23 protein-coding genes are annotated in these 22320 nt (G+C 70.9%); 9 read left to right on the top strand and 14 right to left on the bottom strand.

Going from position 1 to position 22320, the window contains the following annotated elements:
* Positions 1-42 precede the first annotated feature (42 nt).
* On the top strand, positions 43-375 hold the full coding sequence (locus ACSDR0_RS02475; protein WP_329092017.1) for a cytidine deaminase: 333 nt from the start codon (positions 43-45) through the stop codon (positions 373-375).
* 17 nt (positions 376-392) lie between these two features.
* Positions 393-1313 (top strand): GTPase Era, encoded by a 921-nt coding sequence (era, locus tag ACSDR0_RS02470; RefSeq protein WP_435287051.1) that lies wholly within the window; start codon positions 393-395, stop codon positions 1311-1313.
* Here the strand turns inward: era and ACSDR0_RS02465 are convergent.
* From ACSDR0_RS02465 to ACSDR0_RS02440, 6 genes are all read right to left on the bottom strand, one after another.
* Positions 1304-2161, bottom strand: a complete 858-nt coding sequence (locus ACSDR0_RS02465; RefSeq protein WP_435287050.1) for an urease accessory protein UreD — start codon at positions 2159-2161, stop codon at positions 1304-1306. The two genes, era and ACSDR0_RS02465, sit on opposite strands and share 10 nt — an antisense overlap.
* Positions 2162-2165: 4 nt before the next feature.
* Positions 2166-2834, bottom strand: coding sequence for an urease accessory protein UreG (gene ureG / locus ACSDR0_RS02460; RefSeq protein WP_435287049.1), 669 nt, complete (start codon positions 2832-2834; stop codon positions 2166-2168).
* Between the two features lie 27 nt (positions 2835-2861).
* Complete coding sequence (locus ACSDR0_RS02455; RefSeq protein WP_435287048.1) at positions 2862-3803, bottom strand: urease accessory UreF family protein; 942 nt, start codon at positions 3801-3803, stop codon at positions 2862-2864.
* A gap of 77 nt (positions 3804-3880) precedes the next feature.
* On the bottom strand, positions 3881-5596 hold the full coding sequence (locus tag ACSDR0_RS02450; protein ID WP_435287047.1) for an urease subunit alpha: 1716 nt from the start codon (positions 5594-5596) through the stop codon (positions 3881-3883).
* The gene (locus tag ACSDR0_RS02445; protein ID WP_435287046.1) at positions 5586-5912 is read right to left on the bottom strand and encodes an urease subunit beta; all 327 of its coding nucleotides are present in this window, start codon (positions 5910-5912) and stop codon (positions 5586-5588) included. Before ACSDR0_RS02445 ends, ACSDR0_RS02450 begins: the two co-directional genes overlap by 11 nt.
* A gap of 70 nt (positions 5913-5982) precedes the next feature.
* Positions 5983-6285: an urease subunit gamma gene (locus ACSDR0_RS02440; RefSeq protein ID WP_329092030.1), complete on the bottom strand. Its 303-nt coding sequence runs from the start codon at positions 6283-6285 to the stop codon at positions 5983-5985.
* Positions 6286-6616: 331 nt separating this feature from the next.
* On the opposite strand from ACSDR0_RS02440, the gene urtA reads away from it, so the two are divergent.
* The 7 genes from urtA to ACSDR0_RS02405 all read left to right on the top strand — a co-directional run bounded on the left by urtA (position 6617) and on the right by ACSDR0_RS02405 (position 14150).
* Positions 6617-7852, top strand: a complete 1236-nt coding sequence (gene urtA, locus ACSDR0_RS02435; RefSeq protein WP_435287045.1) for an urea ABC transporter substrate-binding protein — start codon at positions 6617-6619, stop codon at positions 7850-7852.
* A 118-nt stretch (positions 7853-7970) separates the two neighbouring features.
* On the top strand, positions 7971-8837 hold the full coding sequence (urtB, locus tag ACSDR0_RS02430) for an urea ABC transporter permease subunit UrtB (protein WP_350944542.1): 867 nt from the start codon (positions 7971-7973) through the stop codon (positions 8835-8837).
* Entirely contained in the window at positions 8834-9940 is a 1107-nt protein-coding gene (gene urtC / locus ACSDR0_RS02425; protein WP_435287044.1) for an urea ABC transporter permease subunit UrtC, read from the top strand. The genes urtB and urtC overlap by 4 nt, the downstream gene beginning before the upstream one ends.
* Positions 9937-10695 (top strand): urea ABC transporter ATP-binding protein UrtD, encoded by a 759-nt coding sequence (gene urtD, locus ACSDR0_RS02420; RefSeq protein WP_435287043.1) that lies wholly within the window; start codon positions 9937-9939, stop codon positions 10693-10695. Before urtC ends, urtD begins: the two co-directional genes overlap by 4 nt.
* Positions 10673-11362, top strand: coding sequence for an urea ABC transporter ATP-binding subunit UrtE (gene urtE / locus ACSDR0_RS02415; RefSeq protein ID WP_435287042.1), 690 nt, complete (start codon positions 10673-10675; stop codon positions 11360-11362). The genes urtD and urtE overlap by 23 nt, the downstream gene beginning before the upstream one ends.
* 128 nt (positions 11363-11490) lie before the next feature.
* Positions 11491-13005, top strand: coding sequence for a transporter substrate-binding domain-containing protein (locus ACSDR0_RS02410; protein WP_435287041.1), 1515 nt, complete (start codon positions 11491-11493; stop codon positions 13003-13005).
* The gene (locus ACSDR0_RS02405; protein ID WP_435287040.1) at positions 13002-14150 is read left to right on the top strand and encodes a hypothetical protein; all 1149 of its coding nucleotides are present in this window, start codon (positions 13002-13004) and stop codon (positions 14148-14150) included. The genes ACSDR0_RS02410 and ACSDR0_RS02405 overlap by 4 nt, the downstream gene beginning before the upstream one ends.
* A gap of 102 nt (positions 14151-14252) precedes the next feature.
* Here ACSDR0_RS02405 and ACSDR0_RS02400 read toward each other — a convergent pair whose 3' ends face one another.
* The 8 genes from ACSDR0_RS02400 to ACSDR0_RS02365 all read right to left on the bottom strand — a co-directional run bounded on the left by ACSDR0_RS02400 (position 14253) and on the right by ACSDR0_RS02365 (position 22319).
* Complete coding sequence (locus ACSDR0_RS02400) at positions 14253-14498, bottom strand: DUF2630 family protein (protein WP_435287039.1); 246 nt, start codon at positions 14496-14498, stop codon at positions 14253-14255.
* Between the two features lie 41 nt (positions 14499-14539).
* Positions 14540-16234: a dihydroxy-acid dehydratase gene (gene ilvD / locus ACSDR0_RS02395; RefSeq protein WP_435287038.1), complete on the bottom strand. Its 1695-nt coding sequence runs from the start codon at positions 16232-16234 to the stop codon at positions 14540-14542.
* Positions 16231-17223 carry an amidohydrolase family protein gene (locus tag ACSDR0_RS02390; RefSeq protein ID WP_435287037.1) on the bottom strand — a complete coding sequence of 331 codons (993 nt, stop codon included), beginning with the start codon at positions 17221-17223 and terminating at the stop codon, positions 16231-16233. The genes ilvD and ACSDR0_RS02390 overlap by 4 nt, the downstream gene beginning before the upstream one ends.
* On the bottom strand, positions 17220-18068 hold the full coding sequence (locus ACSDR0_RS02385) for a fumarylacetoacetate hydrolase family protein (protein WP_435287036.1): 849 nt from the start codon (positions 18066-18068) through the stop codon (positions 17220-17222). Before ACSDR0_RS02385 ends, ACSDR0_RS02390 begins: the two co-directional genes overlap by 4 nt.
* Positions 18069-18229: 161 nt before the next feature.
* Positions 18230-19591 carry a hypothetical protein gene (locus tag ACSDR0_RS02380; protein WP_435287035.1) on the bottom strand — a complete coding sequence of 454 codons (1362 nt, stop codon included), beginning with the start codon at positions 19589-19591 and terminating at the stop codon, positions 18230-18232.
* 18 nt (positions 19592-19609) lie between these two features.
* Complete coding sequence (locus tag ACSDR0_RS02375) at positions 19610-20377, bottom strand: DeoR/GlpR family DNA-binding transcription regulator (protein ID WP_435287034.1); 768 nt, start codon at positions 20375-20377, stop codon at positions 19610-19612.
* Positions 20377-21372, bottom strand: a complete 996-nt coding sequence (locus ACSDR0_RS02370) for a D-2-hydroxyacid dehydrogenase (protein WP_435287033.1) — start codon at positions 21370-21372, stop codon at positions 20377-20379. The genes ACSDR0_RS02375 and ACSDR0_RS02370 overlap by 1 nt, the downstream gene beginning before the upstream one ends.
* 11 nt (positions 21373-21383) lie before the next feature.
* Entirely contained in the window at positions 21384-22319 is a 936-nt protein-coding gene (locus tag ACSDR0_RS02365; protein ID WP_435287032.1) for a carbohydrate ABC transporter permease, read from the bottom strand.
* Position 22320 lies beyond the last annotated feature (1 nt).

Below are 22320 nucleotides of genomic sequence, written 5' to 3'. Positions count from 1 at the left end.
GCCGGGTCGCCGTGGGGACCGGGAGCTGAATACCCTTGTGCCGTGAGTGACGCGACCCTCGATCCCGAGGACAAGAAGATCATCGTGCTGGCCCGTTCCGCCCGTGCCCGCAACGGCGCGGCCGAGGGGGCCGCCGTGCGGGACGAGACCGGCAGGACCTATTCGGCGACCAATGTGGCATTGCCGTCGTTGACCCTGTCGGCGCTCCAGGTCGCCGTGGCGATGGCGGTGTCCAGCGGAGCGGAGTCGCTGGAGGCCGCCGCGCTGGTCACGGCGGGTGACGGCCCCTCCGACGCCGACACCCGGGCGGTCCGCGATCTGGGCGGTGAGACCGTGCTCGTGGCCGGTCCCGACGGGACGCCGCGTCAGAGCTGAGTCCGGCATCGGCGACAATGGTTGACGTGAGTTCCTCAGCTGCTGATTTCCATGCCGGTTTCGCCTGCTTCGTCGGCCGGCCCAACGTCGGCAAGTCCACGCTGATGAACGCGTTGGTCGGCACGAAGGTGGCGATCACCTCTTCCAAGCCACAGACGACCCGTCGCGCCATCCGCGGCATCGTGCACCGCCCCGACTCCCAGCTCGTCATCGTCGACACACCGGGTCTGCACCGGCCCCGCACGCTCCTGGGCGAGCGGCTGGACAGCCTGGTGCTCTCCACCCTCACCGAGGTCGACGCGATCGGTTTCTGCGTGCCCGCCAACGAGCCCATCGGCAAGGGCGACAGGTTCATCGCGGAGAAGCTCGCGGGCATCAAGAAGACCCCGGTGGTCGCCGTGGTGACCAAGTGCGACCTGGCGACCCGCGAGCAGATCGCCGCGCAACTGCTCGCGATCTCCCAGCTCACCGAATTCGAGGACATCGTCCCGGTCTCCGCGCAGTCGGGCGAGCAGCTCGACGTGCTGGCCGACGTGCTGGTCCGGCACCTCCCGGAGAGCCCGCCGCTGTACGAGGGAGGCCAGCTCACCGACGAGCCCGAGCAGGTGCTGGTGGGCGAGCTGATCCGCGAGGCGGCTCTGGAGGGCGTACGCGACGAGTTGCCGCACTCGATCGCGGTCGTCGTCGACGAGATGATGCCCAGGGAGGGGCGCGACGACCTCCTCGACATCTACGCGCACATGTTCGTCGAGCGCCCCTCGCAGAAGGCCATCGTGATCGGGCACAAGGGTTCCCGGCTCAAGGACGTCGGAAGCCGAGCCCGCCAGCAGATCGAGGCGCTCCTCGGCACCCGCGTCTATCTCGACCTGCGCATCAGCGTCGCCAAGGACTGGCAGCGCGACCCCAAGCAGCTCCGCCGCCTGGGTTTCTACGACTGAGGGCCCGGCCCCTCGAGGGTGGTCGCCTCCTCGCCGTGCCGGAGCCGCCGTCGCAGCTCGACGGTGTCCCGGCCGAGGGCGGAGACCAGGGTGCCGGGGCCGGCCAGGGGAAGGACGGCCCAGCCGTCCCCGACCACCGTCTCCGGCGCCCGTCCGGTGATCAGGGTGCTGCCCACGCAGCGGGCGTCGCCGTAGACGGCGGGGCTGCCGTCGATCTCCGGGTCGCCCACCACGAACTCCTGCCGGAGCAGCGGCACCCCGCCGAGGACGGCGTCGAAGCGCGAGTGGCAACGCCCCGGCCGCTCGCCGTACCGGCCGAAGACGATCTCCTCGCGCCAGAACACCCGCGCGTCCTCGGCCAGGTCCAGCCGGACGACCATGCGGTGCAGGCAGCCCGCCGCGAGCACCGTCGGTTCCGGCGCGAACCGCAGCGAGGCGCCCGCGCCGACCCTGGCCGTGATCGTCATCAGCGACTCGGCCCCCGTGGAGCCGGGCAGCACCAGCGTGCTCGCGACCGACCGCACCTCCAGCGCGGTGCCCGCCGCGACCTCGATGTCGAGGGCCAGGTCGTCGCCGCCCAGCGGGCCCGCGGCGGTGGAGACCAGGTGTACCCGGCCCGGCGCGGTGGCCCGCACCGTGAGCGGCGGGCCGGAACGCATCGTGGCGAGGACGGTCCGGCCGCCGGCCTCCCGCCGGGTGGCGATCGCCGCCCGCGCCCTCATCGACCGCCGACCGGCCCGGCCCGGCTCCGGCCGCGCGGGCGCGGGGGCGTCGTCGTGGACGGGGACGGGGACGGGGGCGGGCGCGTGGCCTGCGGCGGGAGCCGGGCCGGAGTCGGTGACGGACATGAGGTCAGGCGTTGGAGTGCTCGTGGGCCCAGGACTCGACGAGACCGGTGACCCATTCGGAGACCGCGTGCGCGCTTGAGTCCTCCCTGAGCGAGGTGAACAGCACGGGCCTGCCCTCACGTACGGCCGCCGCGTCGCGCGACATGACCGTGAGGTCCGCGCCGACCATCGGGGCCAGGTCGGTCTTGTTGATCACGAGAAGGTCGGCCGTCGTCACGCCAGGACCACCCTTGCGCGGGACCTTGTCGCCGCCCGACACGTCCAGGACGAAGATCTGCCGGTCGGCCAGACCCCTGCTGAAGGTGGCCGTGAGGTTGTCCCCGCCGCTCTCCACGATCACCAGGTCGAGGGGGCCGAACCGCTCCTCCAGGGTCTCCACCGCGTCGAGGTTGGCCGCGATGTCGTCGCGGATGGCGGTGTGCGGGCAGCACCCGGTCTGCACGGCGACGATCCGCTCCGGGTCGAGCACGCCCGCCCTGCGCAGGAAGTCGGCGTCCTCGGTGGTGTAGATGTCGTTGGTCACCACGCCCAGGCGCATCGAGGGGCCGAGCGTCCGGCACAGGGCCGCGGTCAGCGCGGTCTTGCCGCTGCCGACGGGGCCTCCGATGCCCAGACGCAGTGCTCGTCCGTGGGGGTCGGCGGCGTGGTGGTGGTCGTCGTGGTTGGCGCCCATGGGGGTCACCGTCCTTCCAGGTGGTCGTCAGGAGACGAAAAGCCTCAGATCTGCGCGGATGTGCTGTTCGGCGAGCAGGTCGAGCGCGGGGGCGGCATGTGCGGGCAGTGATTCCCACGACTTCCACGATTCCCGCGACTCCCCGGACTCCCGTGGCTTCCAGGCATCCCTGGACTCCCGGGCCTTCTGGGTGGAGACGGTGGCCGCTACCCGTTCCAGGGCAGGGGCGAGATCGGCGAGCAGGCGGTGGACGGCGACCGGGTCGAGGCCCAGCAGTCGCACCGCCGCCGTGGCGGGTCCGGTGACGGAGGTGTAGGCCGCCGCGAGGGCGGCCTCGGCGGGTGAGCACCCCGCCACGGCCGCCACCGCACCGAGCGCGAGAGGGTGGTGGACGCCCTGGGACACGGTCTTGACCAGCGTGTCGAGCACCGGGGAGGGCCAGATCCTTCGCGAGGTCCGCAGCAGCAGCCTGCCCTGCGTGCGGCTCGCCTCCCGCTGGGCGGGCGAGGAGATCCTGGCGTCGGCCTCCGCGTCCAGCCGCACCCACTCGGAACGGCTCGTCTCCGGATGGGGAGACGAGCCGTTCACGGGAGCGGGAGCGGCACCGGGACCGTTCGCCGGGGTGAGGCCGTTCGCGGGGACGGCGCCGTCCGCCGGGGTGAGGCCGTTCGTCCTGGAGGGGACCTCCGCCGGGGTGAGGTCGTTCGCCCGCGCGGGGACCTCCGCCGGTGGGCCGCTCGCCGGGGGCGGGAGGCCCGCGGAGAGGTGGGCGGCGCCGAGCTCGCAGGCCGCGGCGGCGAGGGCGGCCGTCACCAGGCCGGCGGTGGCCAGGCGGCCCCGCAGGAAGGCGGCGAGGCCGGGAAGGTCCTGGATCGCGCCGATCCTGATCGCCTCCTCGGCGCCCCCCGAGTGGCCGTGGCCCCCGGCGGGCAGCCGGGAGTCGGTCAGGAGCAGCAACGCGGCGTTCATGCGCTACGGGCCTCCCTTCGACTGGACGAGACTGGACGAGGCTGGACGAGACGGTGTGGCGGTCGATCGGGAGCCGGTCAGAACAGGAAGTAGCGCTGGGTCATGGGCAGGGTCTCGGCGGGAGCGGGTTCGATCACCTCGCCGTCGACGCTGACGGCGAAGGTGTCGGGGTCGACGTCGATCCTGGGCATGGCGTCGTTGAGCGGCATGCTCTCCTTGCCCCTGCGCCGGACGTCGGCCACCGGCAGCAGGCGCCTGCGTACGGCCAGGCGGTCGGCGAGGCCGTCCTCGATCGCCAGGGGGGCGACGAAGTGGACCGACGTGGCGGCGGCGGTGACCGGGGCGGCGCCGAACATCGGGCGCGGCATGACCGGCTGCGGGGTCGGGATGGAGGCGTTGGCGTCGCCCATCTGGGCGTACGCGATGACACCACCCTTGACCACCAGGTCCGGCTTGACACCGAAGAAGGCCGGGTCCCACAGGACCAGGTCGGCCAGCTTTCCGGCCTCCACCGAGCCGACCTCGCCGTCCAGGCCGTGGGCCACGGCCGGGCAGATCGTGTACTTGGCGACGTAGCGCCGGGCGCGGAGGTTGTCGGCGGGCCCGTCGCCGGGAAGCGCGCCCCGGCGGCGCTTCATCACGTGCGCGGTCTGCCAGGTACGGATGATCGTCTCGCCTACCCGGCCCATCGCCTGGGAGTCCGAGCCGATCATCGAGATCGCGCCCATGTCGTGCAGGATGTCCTCGGCCGCCATCGTGGACGGCCGGATCCGGGACTCGGCGAACGCCAGGTCCTCGGGGATGGACGGGTTGAGGTGGTGGCAGACCATCAGCATGTCGAGGTGCTCGTCGAGCGTGTTGACGGTGTGCGGGCGGGTCGGGTTGGTCGAGGACGGCAGGATGTTGCCGTAGGAGGCGACCCGGATGATGTCCGGCGCGTGGCCGCCGCCCGCCCCCTCGGTGTGGTACGCGTGGATCATCCGGTCACCGATGGCCGCCAGCGTCGACTCCACGAACCCGGCCTCGTTGAGGGTGTCGGTGTGGATCGTCACCTGGGTGCCGGTGGCGTCGGCGACCGACAGGCAGGCGTCGATGGCGGCGGGAGTGGTGCCCCAGTCCTCGTGCAGTTTGAACCCCGAGGCCCCGGCGCGGAGCTGTTCGAGCAGACCGTCGCGGCTGACCGTGTTGCCCTTGCCGAGCAGCGCGACGTTGATCGGGTAGGAGTCGAGCGACTCCAGCATCCGGGCGAGATACCAGGTGCCGGTGACGGTGGTGGCCTTGGTGCCCTCGGCGGGCCCGGTGCCGCCGCCCACGATGGTGGTCACCCCGGCGGCGAGGGCCTCGTCGAGGATCTGCGGGCAGATCAGGTGGACGTGGGAGTCGATCGCCCCGGCGGTCAGGATCTTCCCGTTGCCCGCGAGGATCTCGGTCGAGGGGCCGATGACGAGGTCGGGGTGGACGCCGTCCATGGTGTCGGGGTTTCCGGCCTTGCCGATCGCGACGATGCGGCCGTCTCTGATCCCGATGTCGGCCTTCACCACGCCCCAGTGGTCGAGGATCACCGCGCCGGTGATCACCAGGTCGGGCGAGCCCTCGGCCCTGGTGGTCCTGGCCTGGCCCATCGACTCCCTGATGACCTTGCCGCCGCCGAAGACGGCCTCGTCGCCCGCCCCCGACGGGCCCATCGACAGGTCCTCGGTGACCTCGATGAGCAGGTCGGTGTCGGCCAGCCTGACCCGGTCACCGGTGGTGGGACCGTAGAGGGCGGCGTAGCGGGATCGTTCAATGAACACTGGGGCTCCCGTCGAGAGGTCCGGCCCACTCGGGACGGAGACCGGGGACGATCCGCAGCCCGCCGATCGGCACGAGGGTCACGTCGCGCTCCACGCCGGGCTCGAAGCGCACCGCCGTGCCGGCCGGGACGTCGAGCCGGGTGCCCCAGGCCGCCTGGCGGTCGAACTCCAGGCCGGGGTTGCACGCGGCGAAGTGGTAGTGGGAGCCGACCTGGATCGGCCGGTCGGCGGTGTTGACGACGCGGACGGTGACGCGCTCGCGGCCCGGGTTGAGCGGGATGGGCGCGTCGCCGTACTGGATCTCACCGGGTGTCATCGGCGCTCACCGTTTCCGAGGTGTACGGGATCGGCCGGGGGTCGCGGGTTCTCATGAGATCGGCCGGGGCTCACGGGATGGGGTGGTGGACGGTGACGAGCTTGGTGCCGTCGGGGAAGGTGGCCTCGATCTGGACCGACGACAGCATCTCGGGCACCCCGTCCATGACGTCGTCGCGGGAGAGCACCTTGCGGCCCGCGTCCATCAGCTCGGCGACGGTGCGCCCGTCCCTGGCACCCTCCATGAGGAAGGACGCGATGATCGCGGTGGCCTCGGGGTGGTTGAGCCGGAGGCCCCGTGACCTGCGGTCGCGGGCGACACCGGCGGCGACGTGGATGAGCAGGCGTTCCTGCTCGTGTGGTGTGAGCCGCATTCCCGGACCATAGGAACCGGCGGTTTCCATGATGTTGCGCGTCGATGTCGTGCCGGTTTCCAGGTGGTGCGGTCCGTGCGAATAGGGGAGAAGCGCCCATCGGCGACGCCCTTCCTGCGGTTATGCCGACGCGTTTCAAAGTAAATATCACGAAATTTCATGATATGTCGGTATAAAAAATGACGCGGCGTTCGCGCCGCCGCGTCCTGTCACGACGGTGATATGTGCGTAAACCGCAATTAACAAATGTGAACTAGGCGGGAAACCTCACTCAGTCACCTTGACGGCAGATAGATCGGTGCGGGGGCCGTACCGGCAAGGAGGAAAGTCATTGAGGAACACAGCATGGCGCTCCGGAGTCGTCGTCGCGGCGCTGGCCGCGGCACTGACCGCCTGCGGAGGCGAAGCCCCTGCGGGCACGAGCGCGGCCTCCGCCGGTGGCGGTGAGGACGGCATCAAGGTCGGCATCCTGCACTCGCTCAGCGGCACCATGGCCATCAGCGAGGTCACCGTCAGGGACTCGGAACTGCTGGCCATCGAGGAGATCAACGCCGCCGGGGGCGTGCTCGGCAAGAAGCTGATCCCCGTCGTGGAGGACGGCGCCTCCGACTGGCCCACCTTCGCGGAGAAGGCCACCAAGCTCATCCGCCAGGACAAGGTCGCCACCACCTTCGGCGGGTGGACCTCCGCCAGCCGCAAGGCGATGCTGCCGGTGTTCGAGCGGAGCAAGGCCCTGCTGTGGTACCCGGTCCAGTACGAGGGCCTGGAGAGTTCCCCCTACATCTTCTACACCGGCGCCACCACCAACCAGCAGATCATCCCCGGCTTGGACTACCTCAAGGAACAGGGCAAGAAGAAGATCTTCCTGGTCGGCAGCGACTACGTCTTCCCGCGTACCGCCAACAAGATCATCAAGGCGTACGCGGCGGCGAACGGGATGGAGATCCTCGGCGAGGAGTACACCCCCCTCGGCCACACCGAGTACAGCACGCTGACCAACAAGGTCGTCCAGGCCAAGCCGGACGCCGTCTTCAACACCCTCAACGGCGACAGCAACGTCGCCTTCTTCAAGCAGCTCAACAGCGCCGGGGTCACCGCCGAGCAGATGCCCGTCCTGTCGGTGAGCGTCGCCGAGGAGGAGGTCAAGGGCATCGGCGTCGACAACATCGCCGGACACCCCGTCGCCTGGAACTACTACCAGACCACCGAGAACCCGGCCAACCAGAAGTTCGTCGCCGCCTTCAAGGCCAAGTACGGCGCCGACAAGGTGACCTCCGACCCGATGGAGGCCGGGTACAACGCCGTCTACCTCTGGGCCGAGGCCGTCAAGAAGGCCGGATCCGTCGAGGTCGAGGCCGTCAGGAAGGCCGCCGGGGGCATCGCCCTGGAGCGCCCCGAGGGCCTGGTCACCATCGACGGCGAGAACCAGCACATGTACAAGACGGCCAGGATCGGGGTGATCCAGCCCGACGGCCTCATCAAGGAGGTCTGGAACTCCGGCGAGCCGATCAAGCCCGACCCCTACCTCAAGGGCTACCCCTGGGCGAGTGGCCTGGCCAACGGCTGATCCCCTCTCAGACCGGCTCCGGACCGGGCCGTGACCAGATCACGGGCAGCACCGTGACGCACCCACAATGCGGCACGGCCCGCTCCGGGGCCAAACACTCGTAGGAAGGGGACCTTCGGTGGAGGCGTTTCTCAACCAGCTCCCGATCGGCCTGTCCATCGGCGCCGTGCTGCTGCTCATCGCCCTCGGCCTGACGTTCACGTTCGGCCAGATGGGCGTGATCAACATGGCCCACGGCGAGTTCATCATGGCGGGCGCGTACACCGCCTACCTGCTCCAGGACCTCACCGGCCGGATGGCCGTGATCGTCGCCCTGCCCGTCGCCTTCCTGGTCGCCGGGCTGATGGGGCTCATCCTGGAACGGACCGCGATCCGGCACTTCTACGGCCGCCCGCTCGACACCCTGCTGCTCACCTGGGGCGTCAGCCTCGTGCTGCAGCAGCTCGCCCGCGACCTGTTCGGGGCGCCCAACGTGCAGGTCCAGGCGCCCACCTGGCTGCAGGGCGGCATCGCGTCCCTGCCCTACAACCGGCTGTTCATCTTCGCCCTGGCCATCGTCACCGTCGTCGGCATCTGGGCCTACATGAACCGCACCGGCCAGGGTCGGCGGATGCAGGCCGTGATGCAGAACCGGCAGCTGGCCGCGGTCAGCGGCATCAACACCGCCCACGTGGACCAGCGCACCTTCTTCATCGGCTCGGGCCTGGCCGGCGTCGCCGGGGTGGCCCTCACCCTCATCGGCCCCGTCGGACCCGCCCTCGGCACCTACTACATCGTCGACGCCTTCCTCGTGGTCGTCGCCGGAGGGCTCGGCCAGCTGCGCGGCGCCGTCATCGCCGCCGCGGGCCTCGGCCTGCTCAACTCGTACGCCGAGTTCTGGAGCGACGCCAGCCTGGCGAAGGTCATCGTGTTCGCCGCGATCATCGCCTTCCTCCAGTTCCGGCCGCAGGGCCTGTTCGTACTCCGATCGAGGGCTTTGACATGAATCTCGCACGCCTCAGGGGGCCCGGGGTCTTCGCGGTGGTGGCCGTGCTGGCCCTGGTCGTCGCACCGCTCCTGCTGGAGCCCTTCCGCCTCGGCCTGCTGGCCAAGTATCTCTGCTTCGCGATCATCGCCCTGGGCATCGGCCTGGCCTGGGGGCAGGGCGGCATGCTCGTCCTGGGCCAGGGTGTGTTCTTCGGGCTCGGCGGCTACGCGATGGCCATGCACCTGAAGCTGGTGGACGCCCAGGGCGACCTGCCCGACTTCATGGTGTGGAGCGGGGTCGAGCAGCTGCCCGCCCTGTGGAAACCGTTCGCCAACCCGGTGTTCGCGCTGTTCATGGTCGTCGCCGGGCCGATGCTGATCGCCACGGTGCTGGGCCTGCTGGTGTTCAGGCAGCGGGTGCGCGGCGCCTACTTCGCGATCCTCACCCAGGCGCTCGCCGCCGCGTTCGTCATCCTGCTCGTCGGCCAGCAGGGCCTGACCGGCGGCACCAACGGCCTGACCAACTTCTACGACCTGTTCGGCCAGGACCTGGCGGCCGACTCCACCCAGCGCGGGCTGTACTTCGCGGTCGCGATCGTCACCGGCCTGCTCTACCTCGGTGCCCGCCAGCTGGTCAACAGCCGCTTCGGGCGGCTGCTCGTCGCCATCAGGGACGGCGAGGACCGCGTCAGGTTCCTCGGCTACGACCCGGCCAGGGTCAAGACCGTCACCTTCGCGCTGTCGGCGGGCATGGCCGGGCTCGCGGGGGCGATGTTCGTGCCCGTGGTCGGCATCATCTCGCCCGCGCTGCTGGGGGTGGTCCCCTCCCTCGAACTCGTCGTCGCGGTCGCGGTGGGCGGCAGGTTCGCGCTGGCCGGGGCCATCCTGGGCGCGGTCGTCATGGGGTACGCCAAGACGTCCTTCAGCGAGCAGTTCGCCGACGGCTGGCTCTACCTGCAGGGCGCGCTGTTCATCCTCGTCATGACCCTGGCCCCCAAGGGGATCCTCGGCGTGGCGGCGTCGGCGCGCGACGCCTGGGCGCGCAGGTCGGGGCGCCGTACGGCCCCCGGACCCCCGCCCGCGGAGGCCCCCGGTACGAGAGTCATGGAGGAGGTCGGATGAGCCCGATGATCGAGGTGCGCGGGCTGTCGGTGGTCTTCGACGGCTTCCGCGCGATCGACCGCATCGACCTGACGGTAGAGAAGGGTGAGATGCGCTTCCTGATCGGCCCCAACGGGGCGGGGAAGACCACGCTCATCGACGTCATCACCGGTCTCACCCGGCCCACCACCGGCGAGGTCGTCTTCGACGGGCGCAGCCTGGTCGGCGAGCGCGAGCACAAGATCGTCAGGCTCGGGGTCGGGCGGACCTTCCAGACCTCGGTGGTCTTCGAGGAGCTCACCGTCCTGGAGAACCTCGACCTGGCGGCGTCCTTCCGCCGCCCGCTCTGGTCGCTGGCCCGGCGCAGGCGCGGCATCTCCGACGCCGTCGCCGAGGCCCTGGAGACCACCGGCCTGAAGGAGCTGGCCGACCGGCCCGCGGGGGTGCTCTCCCACGGGCAGCGGCAGTGGCTGGAGATCGGCATGCTGCTCACCCAGAGCCCCAAATTGCTCCTGCTGGACGAGCCGGTGGCCGGCATGTCCAAGGACGAGCGGGAACGCACCGGCGAGCTCCTGACGTCCGTGGCGAACGACCACACGGTGATCGTGATCGAACATGACATGGAGTTCCTGCGCAGGTACGCCTCGCAGGTCACCGTCCTGCACGAGGGCAAGGTGCTGATCGAGGGGTCTGTCGACCAGGTCCGCGACGACCCGCGCGTGCAGGAGGTCTATCTCGGAAGGAAGCGCAGCGATGCTGTCGGTACAGGAACTTGACGCCGGGTACGGCAGGGCCCGGGTGCTCTTCGGGGTCTCCCTGGAAGTGGAGCCCGGGCAGCTGATGTGCGTGATGGGCCGCAACGGGGTCGGCAAGACCACCCTGCTCAACACCGTGATGGGCGTGCTGCCCGCCACCGCGGGGTCGGTCACCTTCGAGGGCCGCGACGTGACGCGCATGCCGCCTCACGAGCGGGTGCGGCTCGGCATGGCGTACGTCCCCCAGGGGCACGAGACCTTCCCCCAGCTCAGCGTGCTCGGCAACCTCCAGGTCACGCTGGAGGCCTCCAAGGGGCCTCAGGAGGCGCTGGAGGAGGCCCTGGAGACCTTCCCGCGCCTGAAGCCGCTGCTCAAGCGGCGCGCCGGGTTCCTGTCCGGCGGGCAGCAACAGCAGCTCGCCATCGCCCGAGCCCTCGTCACCCGTCCCAAGCTGCTCATCCTCGACGAGCCCACCGAGGGCATCCAGCCGTCGATCATCATCGAGATCGAGGAGGCGATCGAGCGGCTGCACGCCACGGGCCTGTCGCTCCTGCTGGTCGAGCAGTATCTGGACCTGGCGCTCCGCCTCGCCGACCGATTCCTCATCCTCGACGCCGGGCACGTCGTCCACTCGGGGGCGGCCGAGGAACTGCGCGGGGAGGGAATCCACCGCCTTCTCGTCGTATGACCCATAAAGCATCCGAAGCGGACTTCCTATATCAAGAAGGCCCTATTTGATCACTTCTTGATGAAGGGGCTCCCACGGTGGGTGATGACGACATAGCCTGCCCAGAAAAGCGGAGTCCGGGGGTGTTCATGGCGAAGGAACCTGCGGACGGGGAAAAGCGATCGGAGGGGGTTCCTTCCCCTCCCGAGAAGCAGGGCCGGTCTCCCCGTGGGGAGACCGGCGGCCCGGCCGGTGACGAGCGCGAGGCGCGGCCCGGCCGGGAGAGTGCCGGGCCGGGCGGTGACGAGCCCGGTGGCCGCCGAGGCGCGGACGGGCGCGAGCGGCGAACCGGCCGGGAGACCGGCGGGACGCCCGGCGGCGAGCGCCGGGGTCCGCCACCGGGCGAGCGTGACCGGCGATCGGGTGGCGAGCGCGACCGGTGGTCCGATGACGAGCACGACCACTGGGAAGACGAGCGGCACGGCCGCGGGCGACGGTCCCACGGCCCGTACGAGCGCGGCCGGTGGGACGACGACGGGTACGACCGTGACCGGAGGTCCGATGACCGGTATGAGCGCGACCGCTGGGACGACGACGGGTACGACCGCGACCCGCGGTCCGAGGACACGTACTCCAGGGCGCCGATCGGCCCGCCCGGCCCGTCCGGACCGTCCCGTCGGCGTCGTTTCCGTCGTTTCCGCCTGACCGCCTGGATCGCGCTGGTCGTCGCCGCGATCGTGGTCGTGGTGTCCGTCGTGTGGGTGGGCGGAGCCGACACCGAGGCCGAGCTGCGGGAGAAGGCGGGGCTCCTGAGCAAGGACAGGCTGAGGATCGGAGTGAAGCACGACACTCCGAACATCGCTCTGCGCGAGGACGGCGGGAGCGGCTTCGAGGGCTTCGACATCGACATCGCCTACATGATCGCGACGAGTCTGGGTTTCCGGCGTGACCAGGTCGAGTTCATGTCCATCGAGACCGAGGACAGGTCGCGCATGCAGGCCTCGAACGAGAGGAAGGAGTTCGTCAAGGTCGACCTCGTGGTGGCGACCTTCAGCGTGACGCCCACTCGCAAGCTGGATCCCGCGGTCGGTTTCTCCACCCCCTACCTCTTCACCGAGCAGTCGGTGGTGACCAGGTTCGACGATCCGGACGTCGCCTCCCTGGGGCAGCTCGAGGGCAAGAGGGTCTGCTCGCTCGGCACCTCGACCTCCCTGAAGGAGCTGGAGGAGGCGATCAACGCCAAGCCCATCGCGGAGCTTCTGATCAGTAAGTGCGTGGACCGGCTCATGCTCGACAGGGACGACGAGCGCGCGGTCGACGCGGTGACCACCGACGCGGCCCTGCTGGCCGGTTTCGTCAGGAATTCCAGGGGCGCCCTGCGTCACCACGACATCGCGCTGGACAAGACGGAGATGTGGGCGGTCAACGCGGGCTCCAACGCGGCGCTGCGCACCCTGGTCGACCTCGCGCTCTACCGCTCCTACGCCGATCCCGACAACAAGATGTGGGAGGAGGCGTACGAGAAGCACATCCAGCCGCTGCTGGCGGCCAACCCGGGGGTGGACGTGGCCCAGGCGCGGCAGCCGTGCGCGCTTCCCCCGGACGTGCGTCGCTGGCCGTGGGAGCGGACCCTCCCCGTCCAGGACTGCCCCTCCGCCCCTTGAAGCCCAACGCGCGGGTGAGGGACGCGCCGAGGAACCAGGAGTGGTTCCTGACGCTGCTGCCGGTGTTCCCGATCGTCCTGCTGGTGATGCGGCTGTGGTACGCCAGCAAGCAGGACACCCAGACGCTGCTCCTGCTCGTGCAGACCATCAGCCCGCTGGGCCTGCTGAGCGCGGTCCTGCTGACCACGGTGTGGGTGCTGCCCGTCGTCGTGGTCGGCGGCAGGCTTCTCGGCACCCTGTACTGGATCAGCACGGGCCGTTCCTCGTGGCTGGTGCACAGCGCTCAGCGGCTGCCCGGCTGGGTCGTGGTCCTGGCCGTCGCGATGGGCGTGTGCACCTGGCAGCTGCGCTTCCTGCCGACGCTGGCGATGCTGTCGCTGGCCCTGCTGGGGCTGACCGTGCGCGAACGGTTCCCGGCCCACGAGGAGCTGCGGACCACGTTCTGCTACGCGCTGCCGGTGATCGCCGCCGTGCTGTCGTACGTCGTGCTGTGGCCGGCCATCGTCTCCGCGTTCGCCGCGCGGGACGTGGCGACCGCGATCCTCCTGACGCTTCCCCCGGTGTTCGCGGCGCTGCTGACCGGCCCGGTGCCCGAGGCGCCGGCCAGGGTGCTGACCCACGGCATCGCGATCGGGATGGCGGTGTTCACGCCGTTCCTGGTCGGCGTGGTGGTGATGAGGGCGCCGATCCTCCCGCTGGTCGCCATGCAGATCACCCTGGAGGAGCCGGTCGAGGAGAGGTCCGCGCAGGTGGTCGTGGGCTACATGGTCGCCAGCGACGACCAGATGACCACCGTCCTCAAGCGTGACGGCGCCGTGGAGTTCATCCGGAACGACCGGCTGCAGTCGAAGGTGCTCTGCCCCGACCCCGGCGAGGTGCCCAGGACGTGGGCGAACCTGCACGGCTGGTACGTCGAGCACAGCGTGATCTCCTGGCTCGCCCCGGTCTCGCCGCGGACTCCTGCCGACCCGCGCTGCGAGGGCCGCCCGGCCAGGGACGGCGACCCGGCCTCGCCGTCTCCGGACCCGTCTCCGAGCCCGTCTCCGGACCAGTCTCCGGGCCCGTCCTCGGGAGCGGATCCGTCTTCGAGCCCCGCGGTGTCCCCGTCCCCGTCCCCGTCTCCGACCGGGCCGCGCGGCGGGTGAGCGCCGCGGGGCGGCCGGGGCGGGCGGCGGGCGGGCGGGAGTGACGCGGTCAGCCCGCGGGGCGGCCGGCGGCCTGACGGCAGGGGTTTCCCAGGCGGGGGGTCACTGACGGTAGTCTTCGACCTCGTCGATCGGGCGGGGGGCCGCCGAGTCGGGGTCCTCGCCGAACTCGCGGCGCGCCCGGCGCTGCCTGAGCAGGTCCCACGCCTGGTCGAGAGCCTCCTCCAGGTGCCTGATCCGGTTGTTCTCCTCGTGCGAGGAGATCGAGTGCGAGCCCAGCTTCGCCCGGAGCTCCCGCTCCTCGGTGATCAGCTCGTTGATGTGGGCGAGGATGTCGCCGTCCCTCATGTTCGTTTCCCCCTGTCAGAGTTCCTCTGGACTGTATCCAATCAGCAGGTCACCGCACCGTCGGAGGCCGACCCGACGACGGCGGCGTACTTGGCCAGCACCCCGCGCTCCACGACACGGTCCGGGCGGCGCCAGGCGGCCCGCCTGCGGGCCAGCTCCTCGTCGCCGACCTCCAGGTCGAGCCGGTTCGCGGCGGAGTCGACGACGACGGTGTCCCCGTCACGGACCAGCGCGATCGGCCCGCCGTGATGCGCCTCCGGGGCGACGTGCCCGATGACCAGGCCGTGGGAGACGCCGCTGAAGCGGCCGTCGGTGACCAGGGCGACCGAGTCGCCGAGCCCCTGCCCGACGAGCGCCCCGGTGATCGAGAGCATCTCCCGCATCCCGGGACCGCCCGCCGGTCCCTCGTAGCGGACGATCACCACGTCACCGGGGACGATCACGCCCTCCTGGATCGCGGTGAAGCACTCCTCCTCGGAGTCGAACACCCGGGCCGGACCCTCCCGGCGGAAGTCGGGCCGGCCGCCGAGCTTGAGGACGCAGCCCTCGGGGGCGAGCGAGCCGCGCAGGATCGCCAGCGCCCCCGGGCCCTTGACCGGCTCGGCCACGGTGGCGACCACCCGCTGGCCCGGCGCCTCGACGGCGTCCTCCGCCACCTGGGCCAGGGTGCGGCCGTCGACCAGGGTGACGTCCTCGCGCAGCAGCCCGGCCTCGCGCAGCCGCCGCGCCACCAGCGAGGTGCCGCCCGCGCGCCACAGGTCGGCGGCCGTGTGCGAGCCGCTGGGCTTGAGACCGGCCACGATCGGCACCCGGCGGCAGACCTCCCCGATGTCGTCGATCCGCAGCGGCAGGCCCGCCTCGCGGGCGATCGCCAGCAGGTGCAGCACCGCGTTCGTCGAGCCGCCCATCGCGGCGACCGCCACGAGCGCGTTGTGCAGCGCGCCCTCCGACAGCACCGTGGACGGCCGGGCGCCGCGGGCCAGCGCGCCCATGGCGATCTCCCCGGCGCGCCGCGCCGCCTCGTTCTTCTCCTCCGCGACAGCGGGGATGTCGCCGACGCCGAACGGCGCCAGGCCGAGGAAGTCGGCGATGCCCGCCATGGTGTTCGCCGTGTACTGGGCGGCGCAGGTGCCGGCGCCGGGGCACGCGTGTCGCGCGAGGTCGTCGACGTCCTCGGCGGACATGCGGCCCACCGCCCGCTCGCCGAGCGCCTCCCACATGTCCTGGATGGTGACGTCCCGGTCACGCCAGCGGCCGGGCATCATGCTGCCGCTGTAGAGGACCACGGACGGCACGTCCAGCCGGGCGATCGCCATGATCGCCGCGGGTACGGTCTTGTCGCAGCCCACGACGCAGACCATCGCGTCGAACCCGTGGGCGCGTCCCATCAGCTCGATCGAGTCGGCGATCACCTCCCGGCTCACCAGCGAGGCCCGCATGCCCGGCGTGCCCATGGTGAGGTTGTCGGAGACCGCGATCGTGTTGAACTCCATCGGGGTGCCCCCGGCCCGCCGTACTCCCTCGGCGACGTGCGCCGCCAGCTCGCGGTGGGTGAGGTTGCACGGCATGGTGCCGGTCCAGGTGGAGGCGATGCCCACGACCGGGCGGCGCATCTCCTCGTCGGACAGGCCCATGGCGTACAGGTGGGAGCGCGCGGGCGCGCGATCGGGGTCGTCGGCGATGCTCGCGGTCGTGTGCGCGGTCGTGTTCGTGCCGCCGTCTGTGCCGGTGTTCATGCCGCGTCCCTTCTGCCGGTGGCCACGCCGGGCAGGTCGAGGCCGAGTAGGCGGGCGGCGTTGCCCGCCAGGATCAGCCGCCGGTCGTCCGGCGAGAGGTTCAGCTCGTCCATCACGCGCACCTGCTCGTCGGCGTACTGCGTGATGTATCCCCACGGGAAGTCGCACGAGTCGGTGCCGAAGAGGATTCGCTCGGGACCGAACGTCTCGTGGAAACGCCGGAACAGGTCCTTGACCGTCAGCTCGTACGGCATCCAGCGGGTCCATTCCTGGTTGCTGGACGTGTCGACGTGCACGTTGGCGTTGGCCCAGCCCAGCCGGAGCAGCTCCCCGGGGTAGCCGCAGCCGAAGTGGGCGACCACGAAGTCGACCGAGGGGAAGGACTTGGCCACGTCGTGCAGCGCGGTCGGATCCATGTTGGGGGCGTGGCCCATCCCGCCGCCGCCGTTGACCGGCCCGAAGTGCGTCACCACCGGCAGGCCGTACTCCTCGCAGACCTCCCACACCGGCCAGAGCGACCGGTCGGCGAGCGGGACGGTCACCCATGGTGCGATGACCTTGTAACCCGCCAGGCCCAGCTCCGTCGCCGCGCGGCGCAACTCGGCGGCGGCGCCGGGCGAGCAGGGCTGGTGGTTGGCGAAGCCGAGGAAGCGGTCCGGGTGGGCGGCGACGACCCCGGCCAGGCGGTCGTTGCCCCCGCCGCTCATGAACACCACCCGTTCCAGGCCGGCCGCGTCGGCCTCCGCCCGCCAGGCGGCGGCGACCTCCCCGGCGGGACGGGTCTCGGGGCCGGTGGGAGGGAGGGTGCGGGCGCGGCGGACCCGCTCGTGGTAACCGGCGGAGTTCCTCCGCAGCAGCGAGAGCTTGGCCGGGCCGCAGGCGTGCTCGTACTCGGCGTCGATGCGGTCCTGGGTGGGTTCCTCTCCGGGGAAGTGGCAGTGGAAGTCGATCGCCGGAAGGCCCCACCGGCTGACGCGGACCTCGCTCACGCGAACCTCACCGTGTTGCGCAGCGTGCCGAGGCCCTCGACCTCGACCTCGACCACGTCGCCGTCCCCGAGCCAGAGCCGCGGGGTGCGGCCCATGCCCACCCCGTACGGCGTGCCGGTGGCGATGACGTCGCCCGGGTTGAGCGTCATGTAGCGCGACAGGTAGGAGATGATCTCGGGGATCTTGAAGATCATCTCTTTGGTCGAGCTGTCCTGCACGGTCTGGCCGTTGACCCGCGCGGAGATCGCCAGCGCGTGCGGGTCGGCGATCTCGCCGGGGGTGACGATCCACGGTCCGAGCGGGCAGAACCCGTCGAAGTTCTTACCCCTGAACCACTGGCCGTCGGCGAACTGCGCGTCGCGGGCCGACACGTCGTTGACGACGGTGTATCCGAAGACGTGGTCCATGGCCTCGGCCGCGGCGACGTCTCGCGCGGCCTCGCCGATCACCACGGCCAGCTCGGCCTCCCAGTCGAGCTGCGCGGTCGTCCCCTCGGAGACCACCACGTCCTCGTACGGTCCGGTCAGGGTGTGCGCGGTCTTCACGAAGGAGAGCACGCGCTCGGGGGTGTCGAGGCCGGTCTCGCGGATGTGGTCGGCGTAGTTGAGGCCGATGCAGACGATCTTCTGCGGGGCCGCGACCGGGCTGAGCAGCGTGACCTCCGACAGGGGCAGCGGGTCGGCGACCGGGGCCAGGACGGACGGGTCGGCGCCGTCGGCGATGAGGTCGCGCACCGCGTCGGCCATGAACCGGGGCGCCTCGGCCGCTACGGGAACGGCCAGGTCACCGTCGATCCGCGCGGCGAACACGGCACCGTCGGCGCGTTGGATACGGGCGATACGCACGTGATTCTCCTAATTTGGGCATGGTGGACCGGGCCTCCGGCGCAACCGCCGGACCGGGGGCCACGATCCCGATGGGTCTCCGCCGAGGTCCCTGGCCGGCGTTCCCGGCGAGGCTCGGTGAGACGAGAGGGCGGGGAACGCCGGGGACGGGACGACGGGCATCAGGCGAAGGCGGGCAGGAAGCGTTTCTGGGCGGCGAGGAGCGCGTCGGTCAGCTCGGCCGCCGCGCGGGGGTCGGTCACCGCGCCGTCGGCGATCACGGCCTCCACCGCGAGGTCGCGGTCACCGGTCATCGCCGCCTCGACGGCCAGGTAGACCGAGGACAGCCGCCGGGCGAGGATCGCGGTGAGCGGGGCCGACAGGTCGGGAACGGACACCGGGCGCAGGCCGCGGGCGGTGGCCACCCCCGGGATCTCCAGGGCGGCGTCGTCGGGCAGGCCGGGCAGCGCGCCCCGGTTGGGCACGTTCACCGAGAACATCTCGCGCCGGTCGAAGACGATGGAGCGGATGATCGCGATGAGCTGCTCCTGCTCGCCGGTGGACCGCTCGAAGATCGTCTCGTCGAGCGGCACCTCGCCCATGGCCTGGGCGCGCATCGACAGGTAGCGCTGCTCGCCCCACTCCAGGATCTCCGGCACCGAGAAGGCGTCCACGCCGAGCTTCTTGCCGTAGTAGTCGCCACCGGCCCAGCGCTCGGGGAAGAACTCCAGCACGTGCCGGTCGTTGGCGGCCGGATAGGCGCCGTAGCGCCGGAAGATCTCCCACGAGAACGGGTTGTGCCACGCCTTCCCGTTCTCCCAGATCGAGCCGATGTCTCCCGGCTCGGCGGGGACCGCCAGCTCCCGGTCGACGCGCTCGCGCACGCCGGGCCAGGCGTCGGCACCGGCGTGCCGGAAGTCGTAGATGAAGGTGAGGTGGTTGATTCCCGCGTACAGCGTCGAGGTCTCCTCGAACGGCAGCCCGGCGAACGCCGCGAGCTCCCGCTGCACGTGGTGCATGCCGTGGCACAGGCCCACGACCTCGACACCGGCGTACTTCGTCATGGCCATGACATTGGCCGTCATCGGGTTGCTGTAGTTGAAGAAGTGCGCCCGCGGCGCCAGCGCCCGGACGTCGCGGGCGATCTCCACCATCACCGGCACCGTGCGCAGCAGGCGGGAGAGGCCGCCGGGCATGACCGAGTCGCCGACCGGCTGGAAGACGCCGTGCTCCATGCAGATCTCGTGGTCCGCCTGCCAGGCCGGGCGGCCGCCCACGCCGACGCAGGTCACCACGTAGTCGGCACCCGGCAGCAGGTCCCGCCGGTCGGTCGAGGAACGCACCGTGATCTTGTCCTGGGCACCGCGCGCCTCGACCATCAGCTCGGCGAGCCTGGCCGCGACGGAGAGCGCCTCCTCGTCGATGTCGACGAGGCGGATCTCCCAGGCGCCGAGGTCGTCGGCCGAGATGAGGTCGGCGAGCAGGCCGCGGGTGAACACCGCGCTGCCCGCTCCGATCAGCACCAGAACGCGGGGATGGGTCATGAGGTGGAGAACTCCGATCTAGGCCTGGATGACGACGATGTCGCGGGCTCGCAGCGCCGCGACCGCCTCGGCGGGCGTGTGGGTGTCGGTGACCACGGTGCCGATGCGCGACACCGGTGCGATCCGCACCGCGCTGCGCTGGTCGAACTTGCTGTGGTCGGCGAGGACCACGAGATGCCGGGCGGCCGCGATCATGTTGCGGTCGGTCTCGGCCTCGGCGAGGTGGGCGCCGAGCATGCCGTAGTCGGGATCGAGCCCGTAGGCGCTGAAGAAGGCCCGGTCGATGTGGATGTCGGCGAGGGCCTGGGTGGTCAGGTGACCGAGCAGGGAGAGTTCGACGTTGCGCAGCAGGCCGCCCAGCACGAGGACCTGGACGTCCTCGGTGGTGGTGCCGATCCCGTGGGCGATGGCGATCGAGTTGGTGACCACGGTGATGTCGGGAACCGAGGCCAGGTAGGGGACCATCTGGGCGGTGGTGGAGCCGCCGGTGAGCAGGATGGTGCTGCCCGGTTCGATGAGCCCGACCGCCTCCTCGGCGATGCGGTGCTTCTCCTCCAGATTGTGGACGGCACGCTCCGTGATCGAGGTCTCGGCCGACTCGGCGCCGCCGACGGCGATCGCGCCGCCGTGCACGCGGCGCAGCAGGCCGCGCTCGTCCATCTCGTCGAGGTCGCGCCGTACCGTCGAGACGCTGACGCCCAGCAGCTCCGCCAGGTCGTCGACGCTGACCGACCCGTTGTCGCGCACGTGGTGCAGGAGCTTGCTCCTGCGCTTCTCGCTCAGCATCAGTAACCGGCCTTTCTGTCCACCAGGTTCAGGAGAGGCTCCCCGGCGATCAGACGGCGCAGGTTCTCGGTGAACAGCGCGCGGACCTGATCGTGGTAGCCGGGCGCGAATCCTGCCACGTGCGGGGTGATCAGAACATCACTTTCCCGCCAGAACGGGCTGCTCTCCGGAAGCGGCTCCTCCGCGAAGACGTCGAGGGCGGCGTAACCGATCCGGCCGGAACGAAGCGCGGCCAGCATCGCCACCTCGTCGACGACCCCGCCCCGGGCCGCGTTGATCAGCACGGCCCCCGGCCTGAGCCGATCGAACGCCTCGCCGTCGAGCAGGTGGTGGGTCTCGTCGGTGTGCGGGACGGTCAGCACGACGTAGTCGGAGCGGGCCAGCAGCGAGTGCAGCCCCTCGGGGCCCACCACCTCGGCGGGGGCCTCCCCGGCGGAGTCGCTGAAACGCTCGCCCTCGCGGGGCAGGCCGCGTCGCATGCCGATCACCCTCATCCCGAAGGCGTGGGCCAGCCTGCCGATCTCCTTGCCGATCCGGCCGTAGCCGACCACGCCCACGGTGGAGCCGGGGATCGCCCTGGGCATCAGACGGTTCCAGCGGTAGTCGAGGTCGGGCCAGTGCGAGCGGCCCTGCAGGCCGATGATCTCCGGCAGGTGGTGGGCGTGCGCGAGGATCATCATCAGCACGTACTCGGCGAGGGGCTTGGGAGAGACGCCCCCGATCGTGGTGATCGGGATGCCGGAGGCCCACAGCTCGGTGTCCTTCACGTGGTCGCACCCGGAGGTGTCGAGCTGTACCCAGGACAGTCGCGGCGCCTGCGCGCCGGTGGGGAACGCGGTGTTGGTGTAGAGGACGTCGGTGCGGGCCAGCAGCTCGGCCGGGATCTCCCCGGCCGAGGCCGCCAGGTGTTTGTGGACGCTGACGCCGGGGGAGACGGCGGCCACCTCGGCGAGCCAGGCGTCGTCGAAGTCGAGTGTCACGCATACGTTGATCATTTTCATTCCCGTCACCTGATGCCCGACCGGGCCATGCCCTCGACGAAGTGGCGCTGGAAGAGCGCGAAGACCACGAGCATGGGAATCATCGACACCAGCGACATGGCCATCAGCGCGCCGTAGTCCTGGCCGTACTGGTTCTTCAGGAACAGCAGGCCGACCTGGAGGGTGTAGCTCTCCGGGTCCTTGAGGACGATCAGCGGCCAGGCGAACTCGTTCCACCGCCACATGAAGGTGAAGATCACCAGCACCGCGATCAGCGGCCGGCAGAGCGGCAGCACGATCTGGCGGAAGATCCGCATCTGCCCCGCACCGTCGACCTGGGCCGCCTCGATCAGCTCGTCCGGGATGGCCATCATGAACTGGCGGGCCATGAACAGCCCGAACGCCTCGGCCAGCCGGGGCAGGATCACCCCCCAGTCGGAGCCGATCAGCCCGAAGTCGACCACCAGCTGGAACTGCGGCACCATCACCACCTGCACCGGCACCATCAGCGTGCTGATGACGAGCAGGAAGAGCACGTCGCGGCCGGGGAAGCGGAGCTTGGCGAAGGCGTACCCGGCCATCAGGTTGATCACCACGGTGAGCACCACCGCGCCCACCGCGATCGTCAACGAGTTGAGGATCCAGGTGGGGTAGGGGAACTTGCCCCACGGGCCGGTGAAGTTGGCCCAGTTCAGGGAGGTCGGCCAGAGGTGCAGCTCCGCGCCGCGCAGCTCGCCGGGGGTGGACAGCGCGGTGACGACCATCCAGTAGACCGGGAAGAGCATCGCGATCGCACCGGTCACCGCGAAGGCCAGGCGCAGGCGCGCGGTCCGGCGCTCTCTCGCCGTGACCATCGACTCCCGCTCCTTCGCCGTCCCGCGCCCGGGGGGGCGTCCCGGCCCCGCCGCGGCCGTCGGGTCCCGCTTCTCCGTGCGGCTGCCGTGAGCGTTCAGCGCCGTCATG

Source organism: Streptosporangium sp. G11, from assembly GCF_051192615.1.
GTDB lineage: Bacteria > Actinomycetota > Actinomycetes > Streptosporangiales > Streptosporangiaceae > Streptosporangium.
Note: the sequence above shows the minus strand (reverse complement) of the source record. Positions and strands in the feature narration are given on the sequence as shown.